Origin of the sequence: Salinigranum rubrum (assembly GCF_002906575.1) — an archaeon.
GTDB lineage: Archaea > Halobacteriota > Halobacteria > Halobacteriales > Haloferacaceae > Salinigranum > Salinigranum rubrum.
Map to the genome: position 1 here is coordinate 75,012 of NZ_CP026309.1, position 19,778 is coordinate 94,789.

17 protein-coding genes, 1 tRNA gene and 1 pseudogene are annotated in these 19,778 nt (G+C 69.1%); 9 read left to right on the top strand and 10 right to left on the bottom strand.

The window, feature by feature from the left end; translation table 11 throughout:
- Window positions 1-28: 28 nt before the first annotated feature.
- Window positions 29-101, bottom strand: a tRNA-Arg gene (locus C2R22_RS00405).
- 187 nt (window positions 102-288) lie between these two features.
- Between C2R22_RS00405 and C2R22_RS00410 the strand changes: the two genes are divergently transcribed.
- The 3 genes and pseudogenes from C2R22_RS00410 (at window position 289) to C2R22_RS00420 (ending at window position 4,021) form a co-directional block, all read left to right on the top strand.
- Entirely contained in the window at window positions 289-768 is a 480-nt protein-coding gene (locus tag C2R22_RS00410) for a (2Fe-2S)-binding protein (protein WP_103423815.1), read from the top strand.
- Window positions 765-3,151, top strand: a pseudogene (locus C2R22_RS00415) (xanthine dehydrogenase family protein molybdopterin-binding subunit). The gene C2R22_RS00410 and the pseudogene C2R22_RS00415 overlap by 4 nt, the downstream one beginning before the upstream one ends.
- Window positions 3,152-4,021, top strand: coding sequence for an FAD binding domain-containing protein (locus C2R22_RS00420; RefSeq protein WP_103423816.1), 870 nt, complete (start codon window positions 3,152-3,154; stop codon window positions 4,019-4,021).
- A 103-nt stretch (window positions 4,022-4,124) separates the two neighbouring features.
- Here C2R22_RS00420 and C2R22_RS00425 read toward each other — a convergent pair whose 3' ends face one another.
- The 4 genes from C2R22_RS00425 to gnd all read right to left on the bottom strand — a co-directional run bounded on the left by C2R22_RS00425 (window position 4,125) and on the right by gnd (window position 10,422).
- Window positions 4,125-4,712 carry a 2Fe-2S iron-sulfur cluster-binding protein gene (locus tag C2R22_RS00425; protein ID WP_103423817.1) on the bottom strand — a complete coding sequence of 196 codons (588 nt, stop codon included), beginning with the start codon at window positions 4,710-4,712 and terminating at the stop codon, window positions 4,125-4,127.
- A 76-nt stretch (window positions 4,713-4,788) separates the two neighbouring features.
- Window positions 4,789-7,047, bottom strand: coding sequence for a methyl-accepting chemotaxis protein (locus tag C2R22_RS00430; RefSeq protein WP_103423818.1), 2,259 nt, complete (start codon window positions 7,045-7,047; stop codon window positions 4,789-4,791).
- A 97-nt stretch (window positions 7,048-7,144) separates the two neighbouring features.
- On the bottom strand, window positions 7,145-9,448 hold the full coding sequence (locus C2R22_RS00435) for a PAS domain S-box protein (RefSeq protein WP_103423819.1): 2,304 nt from the start codon (window positions 9,446-9,448) through the stop codon (window positions 7,145-7,147).
- A gap of 83 nt (window positions 9,449-9,531) precedes the next feature.
- Complete coding sequence (gnd, locus tag C2R22_RS00440; RefSeq protein WP_103423820.1) at window positions 9,532-10,422, bottom strand: phosphogluconate dehydrogenase (NAD(+)-dependent, decarboxylating); 891 nt, start codon at window positions 10,420-10,422, stop codon at window positions 9,532-9,534.
- 136 nt (window positions 10,423-10,558) lie between these two features.
- On the opposite strand from gnd, the gene C2R22_RS00445 reads away from it, so the two are divergent.
- Together C2R22_RS00445 and C2R22_RS00450 are read left to right on the top strand one after the other, a co-directional pair.
- The gene (locus C2R22_RS00445) at window positions 10,559-10,963 is read left to right on the top strand and encodes a CBS domain-containing protein (protein ID WP_162562318.1); all 405 of its coding nucleotides are present in this window, start codon (window positions 10,559-10,561) and stop codon (window positions 10,961-10,963) included.
- A 93-nt stretch (window positions 10,964-11,056) separates the two neighbouring features.
- Window positions 11,057-12,175 carry an aminopeptidase gene (locus tag C2R22_RS00450; RefSeq protein ID WP_103423822.1) on the top strand — a complete coding sequence of 373 codons (1,119 nt, stop codon included), beginning with the start codon at window positions 11,057-11,059 and terminating at the stop codon, window positions 12,173-12,175.
- Window positions 12,176-12,488: 313 nt separating this feature from the next.
- Here C2R22_RS00450 and C2R22_RS00455 read toward each other — a convergent pair whose 3' ends face one another.
- Window positions 12,489-13,460, bottom strand: coding sequence for an orotate phosphoribosyltransferase (locus C2R22_RS00455; protein WP_103423823.1), 972 nt, complete (start codon window positions 13,458-13,460; stop codon window positions 12,489-12,491).
- A gap of 301 nt (window positions 13,461-13,761) precedes the next feature.
- Here C2R22_RS00455 and C2R22_RS00460 point away from each other — a divergent pair, with 301 nt between their 5' ends.
- The 3 genes from C2R22_RS00460 (at window position 13,762) to C2R22_RS00470 (ending at window position 15,114) form a co-directional block, all read left to right on the top strand.
- Window positions 13,762-14,157 (top strand): 30S ribosomal protein S6e, encoded by a 396-nt coding sequence (locus tag C2R22_RS00460; RefSeq protein WP_103423824.1) that lies wholly within the window; start codon window positions 13,762-13,764, stop codon window positions 14,155-14,157.
- Window positions 14,158-14,604: a DUF7112 family protein gene (locus C2R22_RS00465; protein WP_103423825.1), complete on the top strand. Its 447-nt coding sequence runs from the start codon at window positions 14,158-14,160 to the stop codon at window positions 14,602-14,604. It begins immediately after the preceding gene.
- Between the two features lie 96 nt (window positions 14,605-14,700).
- Window positions 14,701-15,114 (top strand): DUF5807 family protein, encoded by a 414-nt coding sequence (locus tag C2R22_RS00470; RefSeq protein WP_103423826.1) that lies wholly within the window; start codon window positions 14,701-14,703, stop codon window positions 15,112-15,114.
- A gap of 334 nt (window positions 15,115-15,448) precedes the next feature.
- On the opposite strand, the gene C2R22_RS00475 is transcribed toward C2R22_RS00470, so the two are convergent.
- The 3 genes from C2R22_RS00475 to C2R22_RS00485 form a co-directional block, all read right to left on the bottom strand.
- A complete protein-coding gene (locus C2R22_RS00475; protein WP_103423827.1) occupies window positions 15,449-16,705 on the bottom strand; it encodes a DHH family phosphoesterase in 1,257 nt (418 codons plus the stop codon).
- A gap of 57 nt (window positions 16,706-16,762) precedes the next feature.
- Window positions 16,763-17,200, bottom strand: coding sequence for a universal stress protein (locus tag C2R22_RS00480; protein ID WP_103423828.1), 438 nt, complete (start codon window positions 17,198-17,200; stop codon window positions 16,763-16,765).
- Between the two features lie 85 nt (window positions 17,201-17,285).
- Window positions 17,286-18,086: a winged helix-turn-helix transcriptional regulator gene (locus C2R22_RS00485; RefSeq protein WP_103423829.1), complete on the bottom strand. Its 801-nt coding sequence runs from the start codon at window positions 18,084-18,086 to the stop codon at window positions 17,286-17,288.
- Between the two features lie 363 nt (window positions 18,087-18,449).
- On the opposite strand from C2R22_RS00485, the gene C2R22_RS27645 reads away from it, so the two are divergent.
- A complete protein-coding gene (locus C2R22_RS27645; RefSeq protein WP_449329042.1) occupies window positions 18,450-18,542 on the top strand; it encodes a DUF7511 domain-containing protein in 93 nt (30 codons plus the stop codon).
- Window positions 18,543-19,102: 560 nt separating this feature from the next.
- On the opposite strand, the gene rnhB is transcribed toward C2R22_RS27645, so the two are convergent.
- Window positions 19,103-19,753: a ribonuclease HII gene (gene rnhB, locus C2R22_RS00490; RefSeq protein WP_103423830.1), complete on the bottom strand. Its 651-nt coding sequence runs from the start codon at window positions 19,751-19,753 to the stop codon at window positions 19,103-19,105.
- Window positions 19,754-19,778 lie beyond the last annotated feature (25 nt).

Here is a 19,778-nt window from a genome sequence, read left to right on the forward strand (position 1 = left end):
TCCACAGCCTTCCTGCGATTAGACGCTACGGACCCGACGGGATTTGAACCCGCGACATCTTGGTCCGGAACCAAGCACTCTGTCCACTGAGCTACGGGCCCTCACCGGGTCGTAGCCCACAGCCACGTATAACGATTGTCATCTCACCCCCCGGACTACGTCTCACCCCACTAACGACGCGAATCTATATCTCCTGACACTCTCTCTACACACGGTACCGTGTGACGGGCCACCGATTCACACATCCGGTGCGGTGTCCACGGCGTGGGCATCACACCCCCTCTCACCATGAGTACACACGACATCACGTTGACCGTCAACGGAACCGACCACGACCTCACCGTCGCGTCGCGGACGCTCCTCGTCGACGCGCTCCGCGAGCAACTCGACTACACCGGCACCCACGTCGGCTGTGAGACCACGCGCTGTGGCGCCTGTACCGTCCTCGTCGACGGCCGCGCGCTGAAGTCGTGCAACCTCCTGGCCGTGCAGGCCGACGGGCGACGGGTCGAGACCATCGAGGGCGTCTCCGAGGAGGGTCTCCACCCGCTCCAGGCGGCGTTCCAGGCCGAACACGGCCTGCAGTGCGGCTACTGCACGCCGGGGATGGTCGTCACCGCCCGCGCGCTGCTCGAATCGAACCCGGACCCCTCACGGGAGGAGATCCGCGAGGCCATCGAGGGGAACCTCTGCCGCTGTACGGGCTATCACAACATCGTCGATGCCGTCGAGAGCGCCGCGGCGACCCTCCGGGAGGACTCCGCATGAGCGAATCGACGCTCGACGAAGAGGCCGTCGCGGCGGAGGTGTTCGGTTCCTCCGTCGCTCGCCGCGAGGACGTGCCGCTCGTCACGGGAACGGGCGAGTACACCGACGATATCGACCTCGCCGGCGCGCTGCACCTCGCCATCCGCCGGAGCGACCACGCCCACGCGCGAATCAAACACATCGACACGAGCGCGGCCGCGGCCCAGGAGGGCGTCGTCGCGGTGTTCACGGGCGCGGACGTCGAGGAGACCGGAGTTCCGAACAGCATCCCGACCGCGTGGTCGCTTCCAGGGCTCGTCACGCCCCAGTACCGCATCCTCGCCGTCGACAAGGTCCGACACCTCGGTGACGGCGTCGCCGCGGTCGTCGCCGAATCGAGAGAGCGGGCCCACGACGCGGCCGCGCTCGTCGAGGTCGAGTACGAGCCACTCGACGCCGTCGTCGACCCCGTCGAGGCGGTCTCCGGCGACTATCCCCCGTCCACGACGAGGCCGCCGACAACGTCGCGTTCGACTTCACGCTCGGCGACGAGGATGGCGTCGACGAGGCGTTCGCGGACGCGGCCCACACCGTCTCGGTCGACCTCCGTCAGCAGCGGGTCATCCCGAACGCGATGGAGCCCCGCGCGGCGCTGGCGGACTACGACTCCCGAACCGAAGAGCTTCGCATCTGGATGACGAGCCAGAACCCCCACCTCCACCGGATGCTCCTCGCCGGCACGAGTCTGGGCCTCCCCGAGAACAAGATACAGGTCGTCGCCCCGGAGGTCGGCGGCGGCTTCGGCTCGAAGATCTACCACTACCCCGACGAGGCCGTCACGGCGTGGTGTTCGATGCAACTCGGCTCGCCCGTGCGGTGGCAGGCCACGCGCTCGGAGGGCTACCTCACCGACTGCCACGGCCGCGACCACACCACCACGGCGGAGATGGCGCTCGACTCCGAGGGAACGGTCCTCGGGATGCGCGTCGAGACCCACGCCGGCCTCGGGGCACACCTCTCGCAGTTCGCCACTGCAACCCCCTCGTACCTCTACGCGACCATCCTCTCGGGGCAGTACGCCATCCCCGCCATCCACTGCCGCGTGGTCGGCGCGTTCACCAACACGACGCCGGTCGACGCCTACCGCGGGGCGGGGCGGGCGGAGGGCATCTACGTGCTCGAACGGCTGATGGACGTCGCTGCCAGCGAACTCGGACTCGACCCCGCCGACCTTCGGCGGCGGAACCTCGTGCCGAGCGACGCGTTCCCGTACGAGACGTGCGTCGCCGTCGTCTACGACAGCGGCGACTACGAGGGGGCGATGGACCACGCGCTCGACCTGGTGGGGTACGACGACCTGCGCGAGCGGCAGGCGAAACTGCGAGACGAGGGTCGCTACCTCGGCATCGGCGTCGCCAACTTCGTCGAGAGCGCCGGACTCTCCCCGTCGAAGGCGGCCGGTCAACTCGGTGCCGTCGCCGGCGGCTGGGAGAGTTCTATCGTCCGGTTCGACATGTCGGGGACGGTCACCGTCTTCGCCGGCACCGCCGACCAGGGACAGGGTCATCGAACGACCTACGCGCAGATCGTTGCCGGGGAACTCGGCGTCGACGTCGACGGCGTCGAGGTCGTCGAGGGTGACACCGACCAGATTCCACAGGGGATGGGCACCTACGGTAGTCGGAGCGCCCCCGTCGGCGGTGGCTCCATCGCGCTGGCCGCCCGCGACGTCCGCGAGAAGGCGCGGAAGATAGCCGCGCACAAGCTCGAAGCGGACGAGGACGACGTCGAGTTCGCCGAGGGGACGTTCAGCGTCAAGGGCGCGCCCGACCGCTCGATTCACATCCAGGAGGCCGCCCACGAGGCCTACCTGGGCTTCGACCTCCCCGAGGGGATGGACCCCGGTCTCGAAGCGACCCACTTCTACGACCCGGAGAACTTCACCTTCCCCTTCGGGACGCACGTCTGCGTCGCCGAGGTCGACGCGGAGACGGGCGAAGTCGCGGTGGAGAAGTACGTCGCCGTCGACGACTGCGGCGAGATCATCAACCCGATGATCGTCGAGGGGCAGGTCCACGGCGGCGTCGCCCAGGGGATCGGCGTCGCGCTCTACGAGGAGGGTGCGTACGACGACGACGGGAGCCTCCTCACCCGGCGGATGGACGAGTACGCCGTCCCCGTGGCGACGATGCTCCCCGACTTCGAGACCGACGCGACGGTGACGCCGAGTCCGCATAATCCTCTGGGGGTGAAGGGTGTGGGCGAGTCCGCGACCATCGGTGCGACCCCCGCCACCGTGGCGGCCGTCTGTGACGCGCTCGCGCCGTTCGGCGTCACCCACCTCGACATGCCGCTCACGCCCGAGAAGCTGTGGACCGCCATGCGCGAGGGGGAGGTGTCGTAGATGTACCCCGCGGAGTTCGACTACTACCGCGCCGGTTCCGTCGACGAGGCCATCGACCTCCTCGGCGCGCACGAGGGTGCAGAACTCCTCGCCGGCGGCCACGGGCTCTTCCCGCTGATGAAGACGAACGAGCACTCGCCCCCGGTGCTCGTCGACATCGGACGCGTCGACGGGCTCTCGGGCGTCTCCGTCGACGGCGACACGGTCTCGGTCGGGGCGCTGACGACCCACGCCGAGATGGCGGCCTCCGAGATCTTAAACGAGCGCGCGACCGCGCTCGCGGACGCCGCGGGCGAACTGGGCGACTTCCAGGTCCGAAACGGCGGGACGTTCGGCGGCAACGTCGCCCACGCCGACCCGCGCTCGGACCCGCCGGCCGCCCTGCTCGCACTCGGCGGCGAGGTTCACGTCGAGGGGCCCGACGGCGAACGGACCATGGCGGTCGACGACTTCTTCCGGGGAGCGTTCGAGACGGCGCTCGACCCCGGCGAACTCGTCACCTCGATTTCGGTCCCCGCCCACGGACCCGGCGAGGCGAGCGCGTACGTCCGCTATCGGAACCCGCTGTCGGGCTACGCGCTCGTCGGCGTCGGCGTCGCGCTGCGAACGGACGACGGACGAATCGAATCGGCCAGGGTCGCCGCGACGGGCGTCCTCGACGCGCCGTTCAGGCTCGACGCGGTCGAAGCCGCCCTCACCGATTCGAGGCTCGACGCCGACGTCGTGGACGACGCGGCGACGGAGGCGGCGGACGGACTCGACGCCGAGGACGTCCAGTCCGACGTCCAGGCCTCCGGTGCGTACCGACTCGGCGTGCTCCCGACGTACACGCGCCGGGCGCTCTCGGCGGCGCTCGACCGACTCGACTAGGCGGTCGGGAAAGACGGTCGAGAAACGGTCTCCGTCGCCGGTCGAGGGAGCGTCGAGGAGAAGAACCGAAACGGGTCGTGGCGCTCGTGCGTTCGAGCCGACCTCAGGGCGCTTTGCCCGTCTCGATGGTGAACGAACCGCGCGGATACGCCACACACGTCAGGGTGTAGCCGTCGTCGAGTTCGCCGTCGTCGAGCATCTGCTGGTTGTCGTGGACGACGTAGTCCTCGGAGGGTCCGTCCTGGATCTGTCCGGCACAGGAGACGCACGACCCCTGCCGGCACGCATATGGGAGGTCCCAGCCGTGGTCCTCGCCGGATTCGAGGATGGTCTTGTTGTTGGCGACTTCGATGGTCTCGCCCTCCTTGACGAACTCCACCTCGAAGTACTCGACCTCGTCCTCGGGGATGTCGGCGGGGCCGGTCTCCTCGGCGGTTTCCTCGCCGCCTTCTTCGAGTTCGGCACCCTCAGCGCTGGCGCCCGCGGCGACGGCGGCGGCGCCACCGCCGATGGAGCGGTTCATCGGTTCGGGGAAGTCCGTCTCGGGGACCGTCTCCGCCCGACGGTCCAGCACCTCCTGTGAGATGTCCTGCGTCGACTGCCACCCCGTCCCTTTGGAGTAGTGCAGCGCGACGGCGATGAGCGTCAGCAGGACGCCCATACTGAGTCCCACGACGTTGATCTCGACCATGTCGGCGGCTACGGATGCGGGGGTTAAGGGGATTGTGATTGTCCGTCCGCGCCGGGTCGACTACCGTCGCCCGATTTCACCGCCGTTCGGTGCTCGGTGGCTCGCCGCCGTCGGTCGCGGCGACGCCACCATCTCCCGTCGGTGTCCGTGCCGGGGCGTGCGACCCGTCCCGTTCGCCGAGTTCGAAGGCGTCGAGCGTCGACGAGAGCCTCGCCGCGCTCGCCGCCAGCGAGTCGGCGCTGTCGGACACCTCCGAGAGCGAGGCGGTCTGCTCCTCGGCGGCGGCCGAGACCGACTGTGCCTCCGCTGCCGTCTGCCGGCCGACGGTCGCCACCCTGTCGACGACCCCGACCACCTGCTCGGCGGTGGTCGCCTGTTCGTCGGTCGCGTCGCTGATGGACTGGACGCCGGCGTTCGCCGCGGTGACGTCCTCCGAAATCTCGTCGAGGGCGTCGAGCGCCTCCTCGACGGTGTCGGCCCCGTCCGCAACCCGCTCTCGCATCTCCGCCATGTCGTCGACGGCGCTCGTCGTCGAGGCCTGTACGTCCTCGACGAGGCCGGCGACCTCGGCGGTCGACTCGGTCACCTCTTCGGCGAGCGCCTTGATCTCGTCGGCGACGACGGCGAACCCGTCGCCCGCGTCGCCCGCGCCGGCCGCCTCGATGGAGGCGTTCAGCGCCAGGAGGTTCGTCTGTTCGGCGACGCCCTCGATGAGCGAGACGACTTCCCCTATTCGATTCATCTCCTCGTCCAGCGCCGCCACCTCCTCGGCGGAGCGCTCGCTCTGCCGCTCGATGCGCCGCATCTCCGCCATCGCGTCGCTCGCGTACCCGGCACCGGCCTCGGCGCTGTCGGCCGCCGTCTCAGACGTCCGGGCGACCTCCGCCGACGAGGAGGCGATCTCCTCGACCGTCGCCGAGAGGTCGGTCATCTCCGCCGACACCTCCTCGAGCCGCTCTTCCTGTTCGGCCGCCCCGTCGGAGATTTCCTCCACCGAGAGCGCGACCTCGTCGCTCGCGCGGCTCACCTCGTCGGCGCCGGCGGTCACCTCCTCGCTCGCGGTGGCCACGCTGTCGGCGAACGACTGCACCTGTGTGAGCGTGGACTCGACCGACGCGACCATCTCGTTGAACCCCTCGCCGACCTTCCGCATCGCCTCGCTCTCGCTCTCGGGGTCGACGCGGACCGTGAGGTCTCCGTCCGCTGCCCGTTCCATCGCGGCGTCGTAGCTGGCGGCCTTCCGGTCGAGGTGCTCGGCGAGGGCGTTCGCCTCCCGCAACTGTTCGTGGATGGCGTCGCGCATCGCACCGAACGCCCCGTACAGCCGCCCGATTTCGTCCTCGCGGTCGGTCTCGACGGACACGTCGAGGTTCCCCGCCTCCAGTTCCCGCGCGGTCTCGGCGAGGTCGTCGAGCGCCCGGACGGTGCTCCGGCCGATGGTGAGGCCGACGACGACGAATCCGAGCGCCGAGAGCCCCACCAAGAGGAGCACGTCACGTTCGATGAGGTCGACGACCCCGTAGGCCCCTCCCGTCGGCGCGTGCGTCAGTACGACCCAGTCGGTCCCCTCGACGGGCGCGTAGCCGACGACGTATCCGTCCTGTTCGACGACGCCCGATTCGTCGGCAGCGCCGCGCTGGAGCGCGACCGCGTCGGCCCCCCACCGGTACTCGCGCAGCACGGCCTCCTCGCTCTCGGCGAACTCGACGATGCCGTTGCCGTCGACGACCTGGGTGAACCCGCCCTCGATGGGCGTGCTGAACTGGCTGGCGCGCTCGGTCGTGTCGACGGTCATCACGAGGGCGCGCTCGCCGGAGATGGGGCTGGCGAACGCGACGAGTTCGGTCCCGTCGCGCCGGTACCCCTCCGAGACGAGCGTGTCGTCCTGTGCGGCGTCGGCGAGCAACTGGTCCATCCACACGATTCCGAGCGTCCCGAGCGGCGCTCCCTCCCTGACGTCGTCGGTGCTTCCGATGACCGTCCCCGACCGCCGGTCGACGAGGTGGAGCGCGTGGACGGTCTCGGGCAACTGCGCTCGCTTCTGGTCCAGCGCCCCGACCGCGGTCGACGTGTCGATAACCTGGACCGCCTCCGAGTCCGACAGGAGTTGGACCGTGCGTTTGTTCGTCTCGACCCACCCCGCGAACCCGTCCGCTTCGAGTTCGGCGACTCGCCGGAGCTCGGTCTGGGTATCGTCTCTGAGTTCGTCGCCGATCATGTTCTGGACGAAGAACCCGAACCCGGCGACGACGACCATGACGACGAGGACCGTCGCGACGAACTGCCGCATGTAGCTCCGACGAAGCCACGAGGGCAGCATCGACTGTCCGTTCATACCGCCGGTCGTGTCTCCAGCCCCCTCGGTGTACGGCCGAAGCGGTCCGGCATCGAATATCTTCGGTGATACTGAGAGGGTGTACCGGACCGCCCCGTCAGTCGAACAGTTCGGTCAGCACGGTTTCGAGGGCGATACGGAGGTGCTGGTGGAACGTCGACGCCGAGATGCCCATCGTCTCCGCGACGTCCTCGGCGGTCTGTCGGCGCGGGCGCTCGAAGTAGCCGCCGTGGTACGCCGCCTGCAGCGCCGACAGTTGTCGCTGGGTGAGCCGCGATTCGACCGTCTCCGCCACCGCTCGCGTCCGCTTCACGGGGCGGGCGACCTGTCGCTTCGAGACGAGTCCGCTGTCGGGGAACGCCGATCGGACCCCGTCGAGGAGCCGTCCGACGTCGACGTTCGGCGAGACGTCGACCATCACCCGGAGCGTCCCCTCCGACGCCTCCATCGTGTGGACCTTGGTGCCCATGCTCGCGAGGTAGGTCACGAGCACGTCCGTCACGGTCAGGGCGATGACGCCGCCCTCTCCCTCCCGGTCGTGGACGACGGTCACCTCCTCGACCGCCGGGTTCGGCGCGACTGCCGCGACCCGGTCGGTCGGCGCGCTCCCTTCGAGCGTCACGTACACGAGGTACCGCCGGTCGTCGATGGGAACGAGGCGGTCGAGCGTCACCGTTCCGTCCCCGCTCCCGAGTTGGACCAGCGGGTCGTCGGCGTCGGTCGTCTCCAGCACGAGTTCGACGACCCCGTCGGCCTGCAGGAGGTGCTCCGTCTCGACGGCGTGGATGCCGTACCCGGCGGCCGTCCCGATGTCCGCGAGCGCGCTCCGTTCGTTCTCGGTCAGGCCGCTCGCCGTCGTCGAGCAGAGGAGGACGAGCCCGGAGGTGGTCTCCCGATAGGTCAACGGGACACAGACCACCGAACGGATGGCGGTGGCGAGGTCGTGGTCGAGGTCGACCGCGGCGCTGTCGACGTGCTGGACCTCGACGCTTCCCCGTTCGTAGGCTCGCTCGATGACGCTGCGCGACGTGATGTGTTCGAACACGTATCCGGCCGCGTCGGCGTCGAGGCCGCTCGCGAGTCGGACGTCGAACCCGCCCCCCTCCACGTAGTCGACGCTCGCCGCGAAGAGGTACGGCCCGTCGCCGGTGAGTCGGTCGCAGACGTCCTGTTCGATGTCCCGCCGCGAGGAGTCGTGGACGATGCGCCGCAGGATGTCGCGGAGGACTTCGTTCATCCGGTTCGCGGCCGCGAGCGACGCGCGCTGTGCCTCGAGTTCGTTCTCGCGCGCTCGCCGTTCCGTCATGTCGCGGGTCACGAACGCGAACCCCTGGTGGGTGCCGTCGTCGTCGAACACCGGCGTGACGACCACGTGTGCCCAGAAGCGCTGGCCGTCGCGGCGGACGCGCCACCCTTCGTCTTCGACGCACTCGCGTTCGAGCGCCTCGTCGAGAAGCCGCTCGGGGAGGCCGGCCGCGACGTCCTCAGGCGTGTAAAAGAGCGAGACGTGCTCGCCGACCGCCTCCTGTTCGGTGTACCCCTCGATGTCCTCGGCGCCCTCGTTCCACGTCACGATTCGCCCCTCCGTGTCGAGCATGAACACGGCGTACTCGGTGACGGCCGTGACCAGCGACTCGAACCGTTTCGCCTCCAGTAGTTCCTGCCGGCGGCGTTCGTCGTCGGTGATGTCCTGGGCGACGGAGATGAGTTCGCCGTCCTCGGTGTACGACAGCGAGTGGTTCGTCAACACCAGGTCGCCGTCCTTCCGCCGGTAGACGGTCTGACCGGTCCAGCCGCCGTTGGCCGCCGCGGGCAGTTGCTGGTCGTACACCCGCTGTCTGTCCTCCTCTCTGTACAGCAGTTCCCAGTGTCGGCCGAGGAGTTCGTCGCGGTCGTACCCGACGAGCGAGGCGAACGCCTCGTTCGTGTAGACGAACCGTCCGCTCTCGTCGAGGATGCTGATCCCCTCGCGGGCCCGCTCGATGGCCTCGTACCCCCGGAGACGCTCCTCCTCGGCGCGGCGGCGCTCGACGTAGTTGACGATGCGGTTCGCGAGCAGGGTGTACTGCTCGTAGCCGCGCTTCTGGATGTAGTCCGTCACGCCCGCCGATATCGCCTCGCTCGCGACTTCCTCGGAGCCGTGGCCGGTGAAGAAGATGACCGGCATCGTGTCGTCGACGTCGCGCACCGCCCGCAGGAACTCCAGCCCGCTCACCTGTGGCATCTCGTAGTCGGAGACGACGCAGTCGAACGACTCCTCGTCGAGGCGCTCCAGCGCCCGTTCGGCGTCCGGTTCGCTCTCGACGCTGAGCGCCTCGTTCTCCGCCTCGAGCGAGGCTGCTGCCAGGGAAGCGAACTCCCGGTCGTCGTCGACGTGGAGGACGCATATTGTGGCAGTCATCTCCTGTGTTATGCACCGGACGCTTGTATATGTCACTGCCCCTACGACGGGCCCTCTCGGCGTCTCGACCGGCGGCCGGTCGACTACTCGCGGGCGACCTCGTGCCGGCCGAACCCGTAGCGCAGGCGGTTCGCCAGGCGACGCGAGAACCGCTCCTCCCGGCTGGCGAATCGCTCGGCCAGCGCCTGGTAGATGAGGGGGACGGGGACCTCCTGTTCGAGCGCCTCCTGGACCGTCCACGTGCCCGTCGACCCGCCCGCGACGTGGTCTGCGACGTCGCCGAGGTCCGACCCCTCCTCTCGGAAGGCCTCCTCACAGAGTTCGAGCAGCCACGACCGGATGACTGCGCCGTTGTTCCACGTCCGCGCCACGGATTCGAGGTCGAGGTCGTACCGGCCCTCGAAGAGGAGTTCGAACCCCTCGCCGTACGCCTGCATCAGCGCGTACTCGACGCCGTTGTGGACCATCTTCACGTAGTGGCCCGACCCCGCCGGTCCCATGTGTCCGTGCCCCTCGGGTCCCGTGGCGACGGCGTCGAACACCGGCGTCATCTCCTCGTACGCCCACGCGGGACCGCCGATCATGAGCGAGAAGCCCAGTTCCGCACCCGCCGGTCCGCCGCTCGTCCCGCAGTCGAGGTACGCGGCGTCGACGCGCTCTGCTCTCCGAACCGAGGCCTCGAAGTGGGAGTTTCCCCCGTCGACGACGACGTCCCGCTCTCTTAGATGCGGGGCCAGTTCGTCGAGGGTCGCGTCGACGGCCTCGCCCGCCGGTACCATCAGCCAGACGCGGCGCTCGTCGCCGAGGCGGTCCAGCACGTCGACGGGACCCTCGGCGGTCTCGGCACCCGCTTCGGCCGCGGTGGTGACTGCCTCGGAATTCAGATCGAACGCGACGACGTCGTGGCCCGCATCCAGGACGCGTTCGACGACGATCTGTCCCATCCGACCGAGTCCGATGACGCCCAGTTGCATACCCGCCCCTGCGAGAGGGGAGGTGGTAGTGGTTGTGGTTGTGGTCGTGTTGTGGTCGTGTCCCTGCGTCTCGTACGGCCCGCCGCACACCCCGTCGACAGGATACGTTTACCCCGCTCCGGACCTTTCGTCCGGTATGACCGCCGACATCGCCCGGACGGACGTCCTGACGGCCGCGCCGGACACGACCGTCGTACAGGCGACCGACGCCATGCGGACGCACGGGGAGGCGTTCGTCGTCGTGCTCGACGAACAGCACCCGCTCGGGGTGCTCTCGGCGGCCGACGTCGGACTCGCACTCGGGACCGTCGACGGACTCGCCGACCGGCCGGTCGCCGACGTCGTCTCCCTGTCGGTGACCATCCGCGAGCGTGCCTCGCGCGAGGGACTCGTCTCGCGCTTCCGCGAGACGGGCGCCGAGCGACTCGTCGTCGTCGACGCGGCCGACGAGTTCGTCGGCGTCGTCTCCCGCCGCGACCTCCTCGCGACGTACGCCGACGAGATCGGATCGCTGTTCGACCTGTTCTCCTCGCTCGACTGAGGACCCCCTCCGGGAGTGGCGCTCCTTTCGTCTTCGATTGACACCGTCGACGCGCACGCGAGGGTTTTTCGCGGTCGGGGCGTTCTCGTCCGCATGGACGAACGGATACGCGACCACGCGCGGACGCTGGTCGACTGGAGCGCCCGGGTCGAACGCGGCGACGACGTCGTCGTCAGCGTCGGCGAGGACGCACACGACCTCGCGGTCGCCGTCTGCGCCGAACTCGGCGAGCGCGGGGCGAGCGTCGTCACGACCTACGCCTCGGAGGAACTGGACCGCGCGTACCTGCGTGCCCACGACGGCGACTTCGACGCCTCGGACGCGGAACTCGCGCTCTACGAACGCGCCGACGTCGTGCTCCGCCTGGGCGGTCCGCGGAACACGACGGCGATGGCGGACGTCTCCGGCGACAGCCAGGCGGCGTACGCCCGTGCGAACCAGGCCGCCCGCGAGGCGCGCCTCGACACCCGCTGGGTCTCGACCGTTCACCCGACCCGGGCGCTCGCCCAGCAGGCCGGGATGGCGTTCGACGAGTACCGCGACTTCGTTTACGGGGCCGTCCTCCGCGACTGGGAGTCGCTCGCGGCGGAGATGGCCCAGTTGAAGGAACTGCTCGACGCCGGGAGCGAGGTCCGCCTCGTCACCGAGCGCGACGCACACCCGGACACGGACCTCACCATGGCCGTCGAGGGGCGGGTCGCGGTCAACAGCGCCGCCTCGGTCGCGTACGACTCGCACAACCTCCCCTCCGGCGAGGTGTTCACCGCGCCGTTCGCCACAGAAGGGGAGGTGTTCTTCGACGTCCCGATGACGCTGCAGGGTCGTCGGGTGCGGAACGTCTGGCTCTCGTTCGAATCGGGCGAAGTCGTCGATTTCTCGGCCGAGACGAACGAGGACGTCCTCGCGGACGTCCTCGACACCGACGCCGGGGCGAAGCGCCTCGGCGAACTCGGCGTCGGGATGAACCGCGGCATCGACCGGTTCACCGACAACGTCCTCTTCGACGAGAAGATGGGCGACACCGTTCACCTCGCGCTGGGGCGGGCGTACCGCTCGAACTTCCGGGACGGCGAAGAAGACGAGGCGAACGACTCCGCGGTCCACGTGGACATGATTACCGACGTGAGCGAGCGCTCGCGGATCGAAATCGACGGCGACGTGATACAGCGAAACGGCCGGTTCCGGTGGGAACCGGGGTTCGAGACGGCGTGAGACCGCCCCGGTCGTCTGCCCCACCTCTCGGTCCCGTTCGGTCGTCTCCCTCGGCGTTCGACGCCGGGGCGACCCCGAGACGAAACCGGGGCGGGTCCAGTGGCCCGCGCGCTCGTCAGCGCGCGGGAACGATGCTCCCCCTCCTCACTCGTCCCCTCTCCGCTCGCTCGCCGGCACACCTGTGCGGCGAACCGGTGCCGCGCGGCGATATACCATCGCGAGATGGTGAGATAACTGTATACTTCCGTTTTATTACGCTGTCATACCGTCGCACGCTGCGCTGGTGACGACCGCCCACCCGACGCCGAACGGGTCACAGTGACAGTCGGTACGCCCGATTGACGAGGTACGCGCTCGCACGCCGGATGAATTCGAGTGGGTTCGCCCGGAACCGCCGCAGGTGGTGTTGGCTCTCGCGGCGGAAGACGGTGAGTCGGTCCTGTCGGATCACCTGGTTGTGTTCGACGCTGTACACCGGTCGGTCCGTGAGTCGGGCTATCTCCATCGCCTGCCGGTGGTCGCTCTCGACGAACAGCACCGCGTCGAGGTCGTTGTACACCTCGGCTTTGAACTCGGCGTGGTTCCCGAGCCGTTGTCGTATCTCCTTGCTCGGGAGGTCGAGCATGATCAGTTCGCCGTACTCGATGCCGTGGTCGTCGAGCCAGGCTTCCGTCTCCGCGCGGTACTTCTCCAGGCGGGCGGTGACGATCCAGCCGATGGGTTTCGAGGGGACGACGAGCGGTTCCACCGTCGACAGGAACTCCCGGTAGCGGGGGCCGTCGTCGTTCTCCTTCGGGGTGGGGTCGCGACAGAGGACGCCGTCGAGGTCGAAACAGCTCTTCGGGACGAACCCCGGGTGGTGCATCAGGTTCCACTCGAACACCCGCGGGAACCGGATCACGTCCGCGTAGGTGTCGACGAGGTCTCTCCCCTCGGGGCTGACGTAGACCGCGCCGAACACCACGTCGACCTCCTCGGGGAGCGACGCCTCGGCGACGCGCTCGCGCGCTTCGGTCATCGCCGAACCGGTCAGCACGCTGTCGTCGAGCACTAACACCCGCTTCGGCTGGGTCCCGACGTCACCCTCGAACCGTTCGCCGGTCGCGAAGGCCCGCGACTCCAGGAAGCCGTCGAGGTCGGTCAGCGGGGCGTTGAGGTGAAGCGCGAGGATGGACCCGGCCAGCAGACCGCTGCGGGGGACCCCGACGACGAGGTCGAACGGCGGGAGCGTCGGCGCCCAGCGCTTGATGTCGTCGTTCAGATCCGCGATACTCCGGTAGTTCACGGCCCGCCTCCGCCCTGTTCGCGGCTCCGTCTTCGGCTGATCTTCCGGGCGGTTGTCGTGTGGGTCCGAGGGACGGCCTGTCGAGGTGGGAAACGGTAGTTCACGACTCAGTATCGTTGGCGGACGATATAATCATATCCATTGATATTTTCGAAGATAAAAATATCGAGACAATAAAATGTGAGCTACCTGATACCGATTCGGTAGCTGATTCGTCGAATACCCCGACATGTGACACCACAACCCACGGGCGCCCGCCGTTTCGACGCGCTTTTCATCGGCCGCGGGTTTACACGCAGGCATGGCAGACTTCCAGGTGGTCGTCGCGGACCCCGACTCCGGCGCGACCTACCAGACAGAGGTATCGGGACAGGACGCGAACCGCTTCCTCGGGCGCGACCTCGGCGACGAGGTCGACGGCAGCGCCGTCGGACTCGACGGCTTCACGCTCGAACTGACCGGCGGCTCCGACGCCGCCGGCCGACCGATGCGCGCGGACGTCTCCGGGCCGAACCTGAAGGAGATTCTCTCGACCGGCGGCGTCGGCCACAAGACCACCCGCGACGGCGAGCGCAAACGCATCACCGTCCGCGGCCGACGGGTCTCCGACGAGACGGTCCAGATCAACGCGAAGGTCGTCTCCGGCTCTGGCGACGTCGCCGCCGCCTTCGGCGAGGCGGACGAAGACGACGAGTAAGTGACCGAACGCGTTCCCAGCGACCACCCCTCGGTTACGACCCACCGCGCGAGCCTCGAACGGAGCGGCGGCACCCGCCGGCCCTGTCTCCGCCTCCCCGACGCGACCGAACTCGAGTCGGGCGACCTCGTCCGGCTCGTCCTCGACGGCGACGAGTTCCACGCCGCCGTCACCGGCGACTCCTCGGGACTGGTCGTCCGGAGCGCCCACGACAACCGGCGGATGGCCCGCGAACGCGAGGGGGCAAACCGCCTCGTCGAGTGGGCCGACGACGTCGGGAGAGGTCCCGGTGATGCGGTCGAGGTCGACGAGGTCGTCCCCGGTACGCTGTACGGCGTTCGCGTTCCGGGTGTCCGCGCGGTCTACTCGGCGACCGAAACGCCGCGCGACTCGCTCAGCTCTATCGCCGAATCCCTCGACGGCCGCGACGACGCTCGACGCGACTGAGGCGCCGCTCGCGTCGTCAGCCCGTGTTCTCGTCGCCGCACGCGCTCCTCGCTCCGGTGTGACGGGCTTTTGTATCCGTCGCTCCTCCCGGGAGGTATGAGCAAACTCGACGAGTTCCTCGCGGGCGAGCGACTCGACGACGTCGCCCTCTTTCTCACCCACGCATTCCTCGACAGCGAGGGGAAGATAGCCAACTACGGCGAGGACGTCGACGACGGCGTCGTTCTCGTCGTCGACGGCGACAAGGGCCGGAAGCTGTTCGCTTCCGGGACTGGAATGGACGCGATGGCGTTCGCCCGGGAGGCGATGGACACCGATGGAGAAATCGCCCGCGACCTCGGCGGCGGCGAGGCACCCGACGGCGGCGACGTCCAGTTCGTCTTCGCGTTCGCCGAGGCACAGAACGAGGAGGTCGGCGGCCTCTACGCCGAGGGCGACGTCATCCACGCGTACGCGTACTCCTCCGAGGGCACCGCCTTCTCCGACCGGTGGGTCGTCGGCGACGAGTGACGCGCCCGCTGTGAGCGACGGCTCACCGGCAGACGACGGACCCATCGACGACGGATGGCGATCTGTTGATGCCGGATGGCGCCTCGTTGACGACGAGTGACCACCGGGCGAGGTGACGACGCCATCGACCGGCGGCGGAACCGTCTGCCGTTCGAACGCCGTCCGTCAGACACGGACAGAAAGCTCATTACGGAGGCGGGGAGAGCCACCGATGCCTTCGGGGTCGAAGGCTGTCACACGCCCCCCGTGGTCTTCGGGTCGCCCCCCCGACCCTTCCTCCGGTTTTCGCGTTCCCGTGAGCGACGTCTCCACCCCTCGGTTCCGCCGTCGCCGCTTAGCGCTCGGTGTCGATGCCCTCGTCGCTCTCGTCGCCCGGTTCGACCTCCGCTGCGACCCGCTCGAACGCCGCGAGGATGACGCGCTTCGTCGTCGCGCCCTCGGTCGTCCAGTGGTGGGCGTAGTCGAGCATGTCGTCGTAGATGTCGGGCTTACAGCCCGCCGCCTTCGGGTGGCCGCCGCCGTTGACCAGCGCGGCGACCTCGTGGCAGCGTTCGAACCCGTCCGACCCGCGCAGAGACGCGCTCCCCGCCGGTTTGACGACCACGGACGCGTCCGCGCCCTGTTCGCGGAGCGCGTCGGCGACTTCGTTCTGCGAGCATCTCCCGTAGGTGACGCCGACGGTCCACTCGCCCACCTGGGTGAACTCCGCGCGGTCGACCGCGCGGTCGATGAGCGCCTCCTTCTCCACCCGCCGGTACTCGACGTACTCGATGACGGAGTCGGGGAGGTCCGCGCCGTACGCGCCGACGACGGCGACGTACTCCTCGGACGAACTCCAGTACGCGTAGTCCGCGAGGTCCTTGCTCCGCGGGTCCTCGTTCAGCCAGAGGTCGTGGTCGCGGGTCACCTCGGCGAGTTCGGTGAACCGCTCGGGGAAGTCGTACGCCAGCGAGCGAAGCGTCACGTCGGTCGTACACTCCTCGTCGGAGTCGCCGACGACGAGGTCGACGCCCGTCTCCCGGACGAACGCCGCGACCTCTTCGTCCCACTGGTGGTGGTCGAACCACCGCACCGCGCCCGCCCGCGACGCGAGCGATTCGAGCGACGCCGAAACCGTCTCGACGCTGTCGGGACAGAGGTCACAGACGTAGACGTCCGCGTCGGGTTCGAGGTACTCGGCGACGCGTTCGAGCGCCTCGCCCAGCGAGTGCGGGCCCGCGGCGACCAGCGCGACGGGCGACTCCTCGCTTTCCTCGTCCTCGTCGTCCGCCTCGTTCTCTCCCGCGCCGTTCACGGTTACGTCGGCTTCGCCCTCGGGTTCGTCCTCGTCACGGAGCCTGGCGGTCAGTTCCGTCTCGAACGGGGCGACGTCGAGTGCGGCGTCGCGCACCTTCCGAATGAGGGCCACCGAGCCGAGTCCGTCGGCGTCGCTGTCGGCCACGATGACGGCTTCGGCGCCCTCGCACGCCTCGCGGACCCGTTCCTCCGCGTACTCCTCGTCCAGCGAGTCCGGGTAGAAGAAGCCCTTTCCGGGCAGGCGGGACTTCCGTGACAGCGAGAGCGCGTCGTCGTCGATGAGGCTGTCGTCCATACCGCGTTCTGTCGTCGGTTCGGGAAAAGGGTGCCCTTCCGTTCCCGACCTCGGCCCTCAGAGCGTCTCGTCCGCCGCGAGCTGTCGCACCGTGAGCACCGGCATCGGACACGTCCGGACGATGCGCTCGGCGACGCTTCCGAGGAGGAACCGGTTCTCGCCGTGTCGTCCCCGGGTGCCCATCGCGACGAGGTCGGCGTCGTGGGCCTCGGCGTACTCGCGGATTTCGGTCGCCGGTCTCCCGACTCTGACCGACGTCGTCACGTCGAGGTCCGTCGACGCCACGACGTCGGTCAGGGCCTCCTCGGCCTGGTCCTTCAGCGCCCGTTCCATCTCGTCTTGGAGGCGTTCGGGCGACGACTCGATCTCGTCGGTGTCGACGATGGAGATGGTGTGGACTTCCGCCTCGAAGCGCCGGGCGAGGTCGAGTGCCACGTCGACGGCTCGCTGGACGCTCTCGGAACCGTCGGTGGCGATGACGATGGTCTCGAACATCCTTGTCCGGGGGTTCCGCTGGCGACGACATAAATCCCGCGTGGACCCGTCCGCCCCCGAGTCCGATGCGTCCCCAGGGCGAGAATCAGTCGAGAAACGCTCGCGTCTCGGGACTGAGTCGGACGAAGACCGCCCGCCCGTCGTACTCGCGGGTGAGTACGCCGGCCGCGACTAACCGGTCGACGTGGCTGCTCACGGTGCTCGTCGCGAGCCCGAGTTCCGAGCCGAGGTCGGTCGTTCCCACCGGCTGGAGTCGTTCGACCGCCCGGACGACGCGCTCCGTCGACTGGGTCGCGAGCGCGGCCGCCGGTGCGGTCGCCCTGTCGTCGACGGGTGTCGGGTACACCCGGTGGTGACCCAGTACCGACCGCGATTCGACGAGACCGGCCCGGTCGAGAATCCGCACGTGGTACCGGAGCGTGGACCGGTCGACGCCGCTCGCCCGGACGAGGTCAGCGATGCTCCTGCCCGGGACCTCCACCACGTGCCGGTAGACGTGCGCCCGCACCTCGTTGTCGAGCGCATCCCCGTTCGCGCGCCGTTCGTACCCGACGACGAACGCGATTCCGGGGGCACGCCGGGGGAGGTCGAGGTGGCTCACTAGCCGCTGGCCGTCGTCGAGTGCCGACGGGACCTCCTCGGCCACTTCGTCGAGGCCGACCGAGTCGAGGCCCGTCACGGCCACGGCGACGCATCCGTCCTCGTCCGTGGGTTCGAGCGCGCTTTCCCCCGTCGGCGCCGCGGACGCTGCGGACGCCGGCATCGCCGTCAGGACGACGACGAGAAACACCAGCGCGGCGAACCCCACGGTCCGACCCGCTCCGTGGGTGAACGCCGCGCTGTCGGAACGCACAGCCGAAGCCAGTTTCTCGGTCTGAACGAGCATCGTCGTCTCCCACGTGTATACCAGGGGTACAAGAACGTTCTAGAAGTGTTCTGACGGAGCGAACCGGCCGGTAGGAGGTGTGTAACCACGGAGCACGACCCCCGTACCGGTTCTCACCCGCTGGGGAAGTCACCGCCTACTTATGCCCGATGTCCACGTTCTCCGAACTGTACCGGCTTCAGACCGTTCACCGCTCCCAACCATGTCCGAACTCCCACTCCGCCGCGACGCCGACCAGTCGTCGACCGACAGCGACGTCCTCACCCCACCGACTACTCGGCGCGCGGCGCGTCGCTCTTCGACGACGGCGCCGAGTACGCGGCCGTCGTCGTCCCCGCCGCCGACCGTCCGGACGAGTGCACCATCTTCCCGCTCGGCGTAAGCGAGGCGGAACTCGTCACGACGTGGATTTCGGCCGGGGAAGGCTCGTTCGTCGCGCTCGACGAGATGCGGTGAGTCGAGTCACGCTCCGTTCTCGTTTGTATCGGTTCTCGGTTTCTCGCTTCTCGCGTTATTCGGTGGCCGGAAACCCGTGTCGGCGTGTCGCTCGAACGAGACAGCGACCGGTTGCGTGAGGCGGAACAGCGACCACGCAGGACACGGGGGCGGTGAGACCGGAGCCTCGCACCCCATCCCGTCCGACCGGGACGGAGCACGGCCGGGACCCTCGCACGCCGCCCGCTCGCTTCCATCGCCGGCGCTGCGCGTCGGCTTTCAGCGGAACCGAAGGGTCCGCCCGGTTCACTCGCCTCCGCGCGTCGACCACGAGGGCGGGGCGGTGGCGCGTGACGTCACGCGGTCCCTCCGCGTGACTCACGTGCGAGGGACGAGCGACGGAGCGAGCGGACGCGAGCGAGAGAGCGAATCGGCTGGGGTGGCTGTGGCTTCACCGCCCTGGCGACCGCGCGTCACCCGTTGCTCACAGGCCTCTCGACGATGTGCTCACAGGCCTCTTGACGATGTGCTCGCACGACTCCTGACGACGTGCTCACGACCGACGCGCGGTACGCGCTTTCTCAGAAGTCATCCAGTGCGGACTGCTCGGCCGCGCGCAACACGTCGTCGCACGTCTTCCACGACGCCCGCGCACACGCCGGAAGCCGTCCGTGCTCGCGGACGTACTCCCGCAGGAAGGTCCGCGTCGTCGGGTCGCTCGGGTAGCCGCTCCCGACGTCGCCGTACTCGGCTCTCAACTCCTCGACCCGCCTGTCCCGTTCGACCTTCGCGACGATGCTCGCCGCCGCGACAATCGGGTAGGTCCCGTCCGCACCGTGTTCGGCGCGGACGTCGACGCTCACGCCGCGTTCGTCCGCTCCCCCGGCGACGCGACGCGCGAAGCGCGACTCGCTCACGTCGCCCGCGTCGGCGTACACCGGGTCGCCGTCGCGTGCCACCGCCGCGACGGCCTCGACGTGGGCCGCGACGGTCAGCCCGTTCATGTCCGTCTCCGGCGCGTCGATGCGGGCGGTGGAGACGACGCCGACTCCGACCGCGTCGGTGGCGGCTCGAATCTCGGCGGCGAGTTCCGCTCTCCTCTCCGGCGTGAGCCGCTTCGAGTCGTCGACCGCCGCGGGGAGGTCGTCGGGGTCGACACGGACCGCCGCGGCGACCATCGGTCCCAACACCGGCCCCTTCCCGGCCTCGTCGCTCCCGACGTGGGTTGGCATGCGCGGTGATTCGCGCGCCTCGAAA

What these genes read in the sequence shown, in the direction of transcription:
- C2R22_RS00430 (WP_103423818.1), bottom strand. Translation starts at nt 7,047, where the DNA reads ATGAACGGACAGTCGATGCTGCCCTCGTGGCTTCGTCGGAGCTACATG.
- rnhB (WP_103423830.1), bottom strand. Translation starts at nt 19,753, where the DNA reads ATGCCAACCCACGTCGGGAGCGACGAGGCCGGGAAGGGGCCGGTGTTG.
- C2R22_RS00470 (WP_103423826.1), top strand. Translation starts at nt 14,701, where the DNA reads ATGAGCAAACTCGACGAGTTCCTCGCGGGCGAGCGACTCGACGACGTC.
- C2R22_RS00410 (WP_103423815.1), top strand. Translation starts at nt 289, where the DNA reads ATGAGTACACACGACATCACGTTGACCGTCAACGGAACCGACCACGAC.
- gnd (WP_103423820.1), bottom strand. Translation starts at nt 10,422, where the DNA reads ATGCAACTGGGCGTCATCGGACTCGGTCGGATGGGACAGATCGTCGTC.
- C2R22_RS00480 (WP_103423828.1), bottom strand. Translation starts at nt 17,200, where the DNA reads ATGTTCGAGACCATCGTCATCGCCACCGACGGTTCCGAGAGCGTCCAG.
- C2R22_RS00460 (WP_103423824.1), top strand. Translation starts at nt 13,762, where the DNA reads ATGGCAGACTTCCAGGTGGTCGTCGCGGACCCCGACTCCGGCGCGACC.
- C2R22_RS00425 (WP_103423817.1), bottom strand. Translation starts at nt 4,712, where the DNA reads ATGGTCGAGATCAACGTCGTGGGACTCAGTATGGGCGTCCTGCTGACG.
- C2R22_RS00485 (WP_103423829.1), bottom strand. Translation starts at nt 18,086, where the DNA reads ATGCTCGTTCAGACCGAGAAACTGGCTTCGGCTGTGCGTTCCGACAGC.
- C2R22_RS00435 (WP_103423819.1), bottom strand. Translation starts at nt 9,448, where the DNA reads ATGACTGCCACAATATGCGTCCTCCACGTCGACGACGACCGGGAGTTC.
- C2R22_RS00450 (WP_103423822.1), top strand. Translation starts at nt 11,057, where the DNA reads ATGGACGAACGGATACGCGACCACGCGCGGACGCTGGTCGACTGGAGC.
- C2R22_RS00420 (WP_103423816.1), top strand. Translation starts at nt 3,152, where the DNA reads ATGTACCCCGCGGAGTTCGACTACTACCGCGCCGGTTCCGTCGACGAG.
- C2R22_RS00475 (WP_103423827.1), bottom strand. Translation starts at nt 16,705, where the DNA reads ATGGACGACAGCCTCATCGACGACGACGCGCTCTCGCTGTCACGGAAG.
- C2R22_RS00445 (WP_162562318.1), top strand. Translation starts at nt 10,559, where the DNA reads ATGACCGCCGACATCGCCCGGACGGACGTCCTGACGGCCGCGCCGGAC.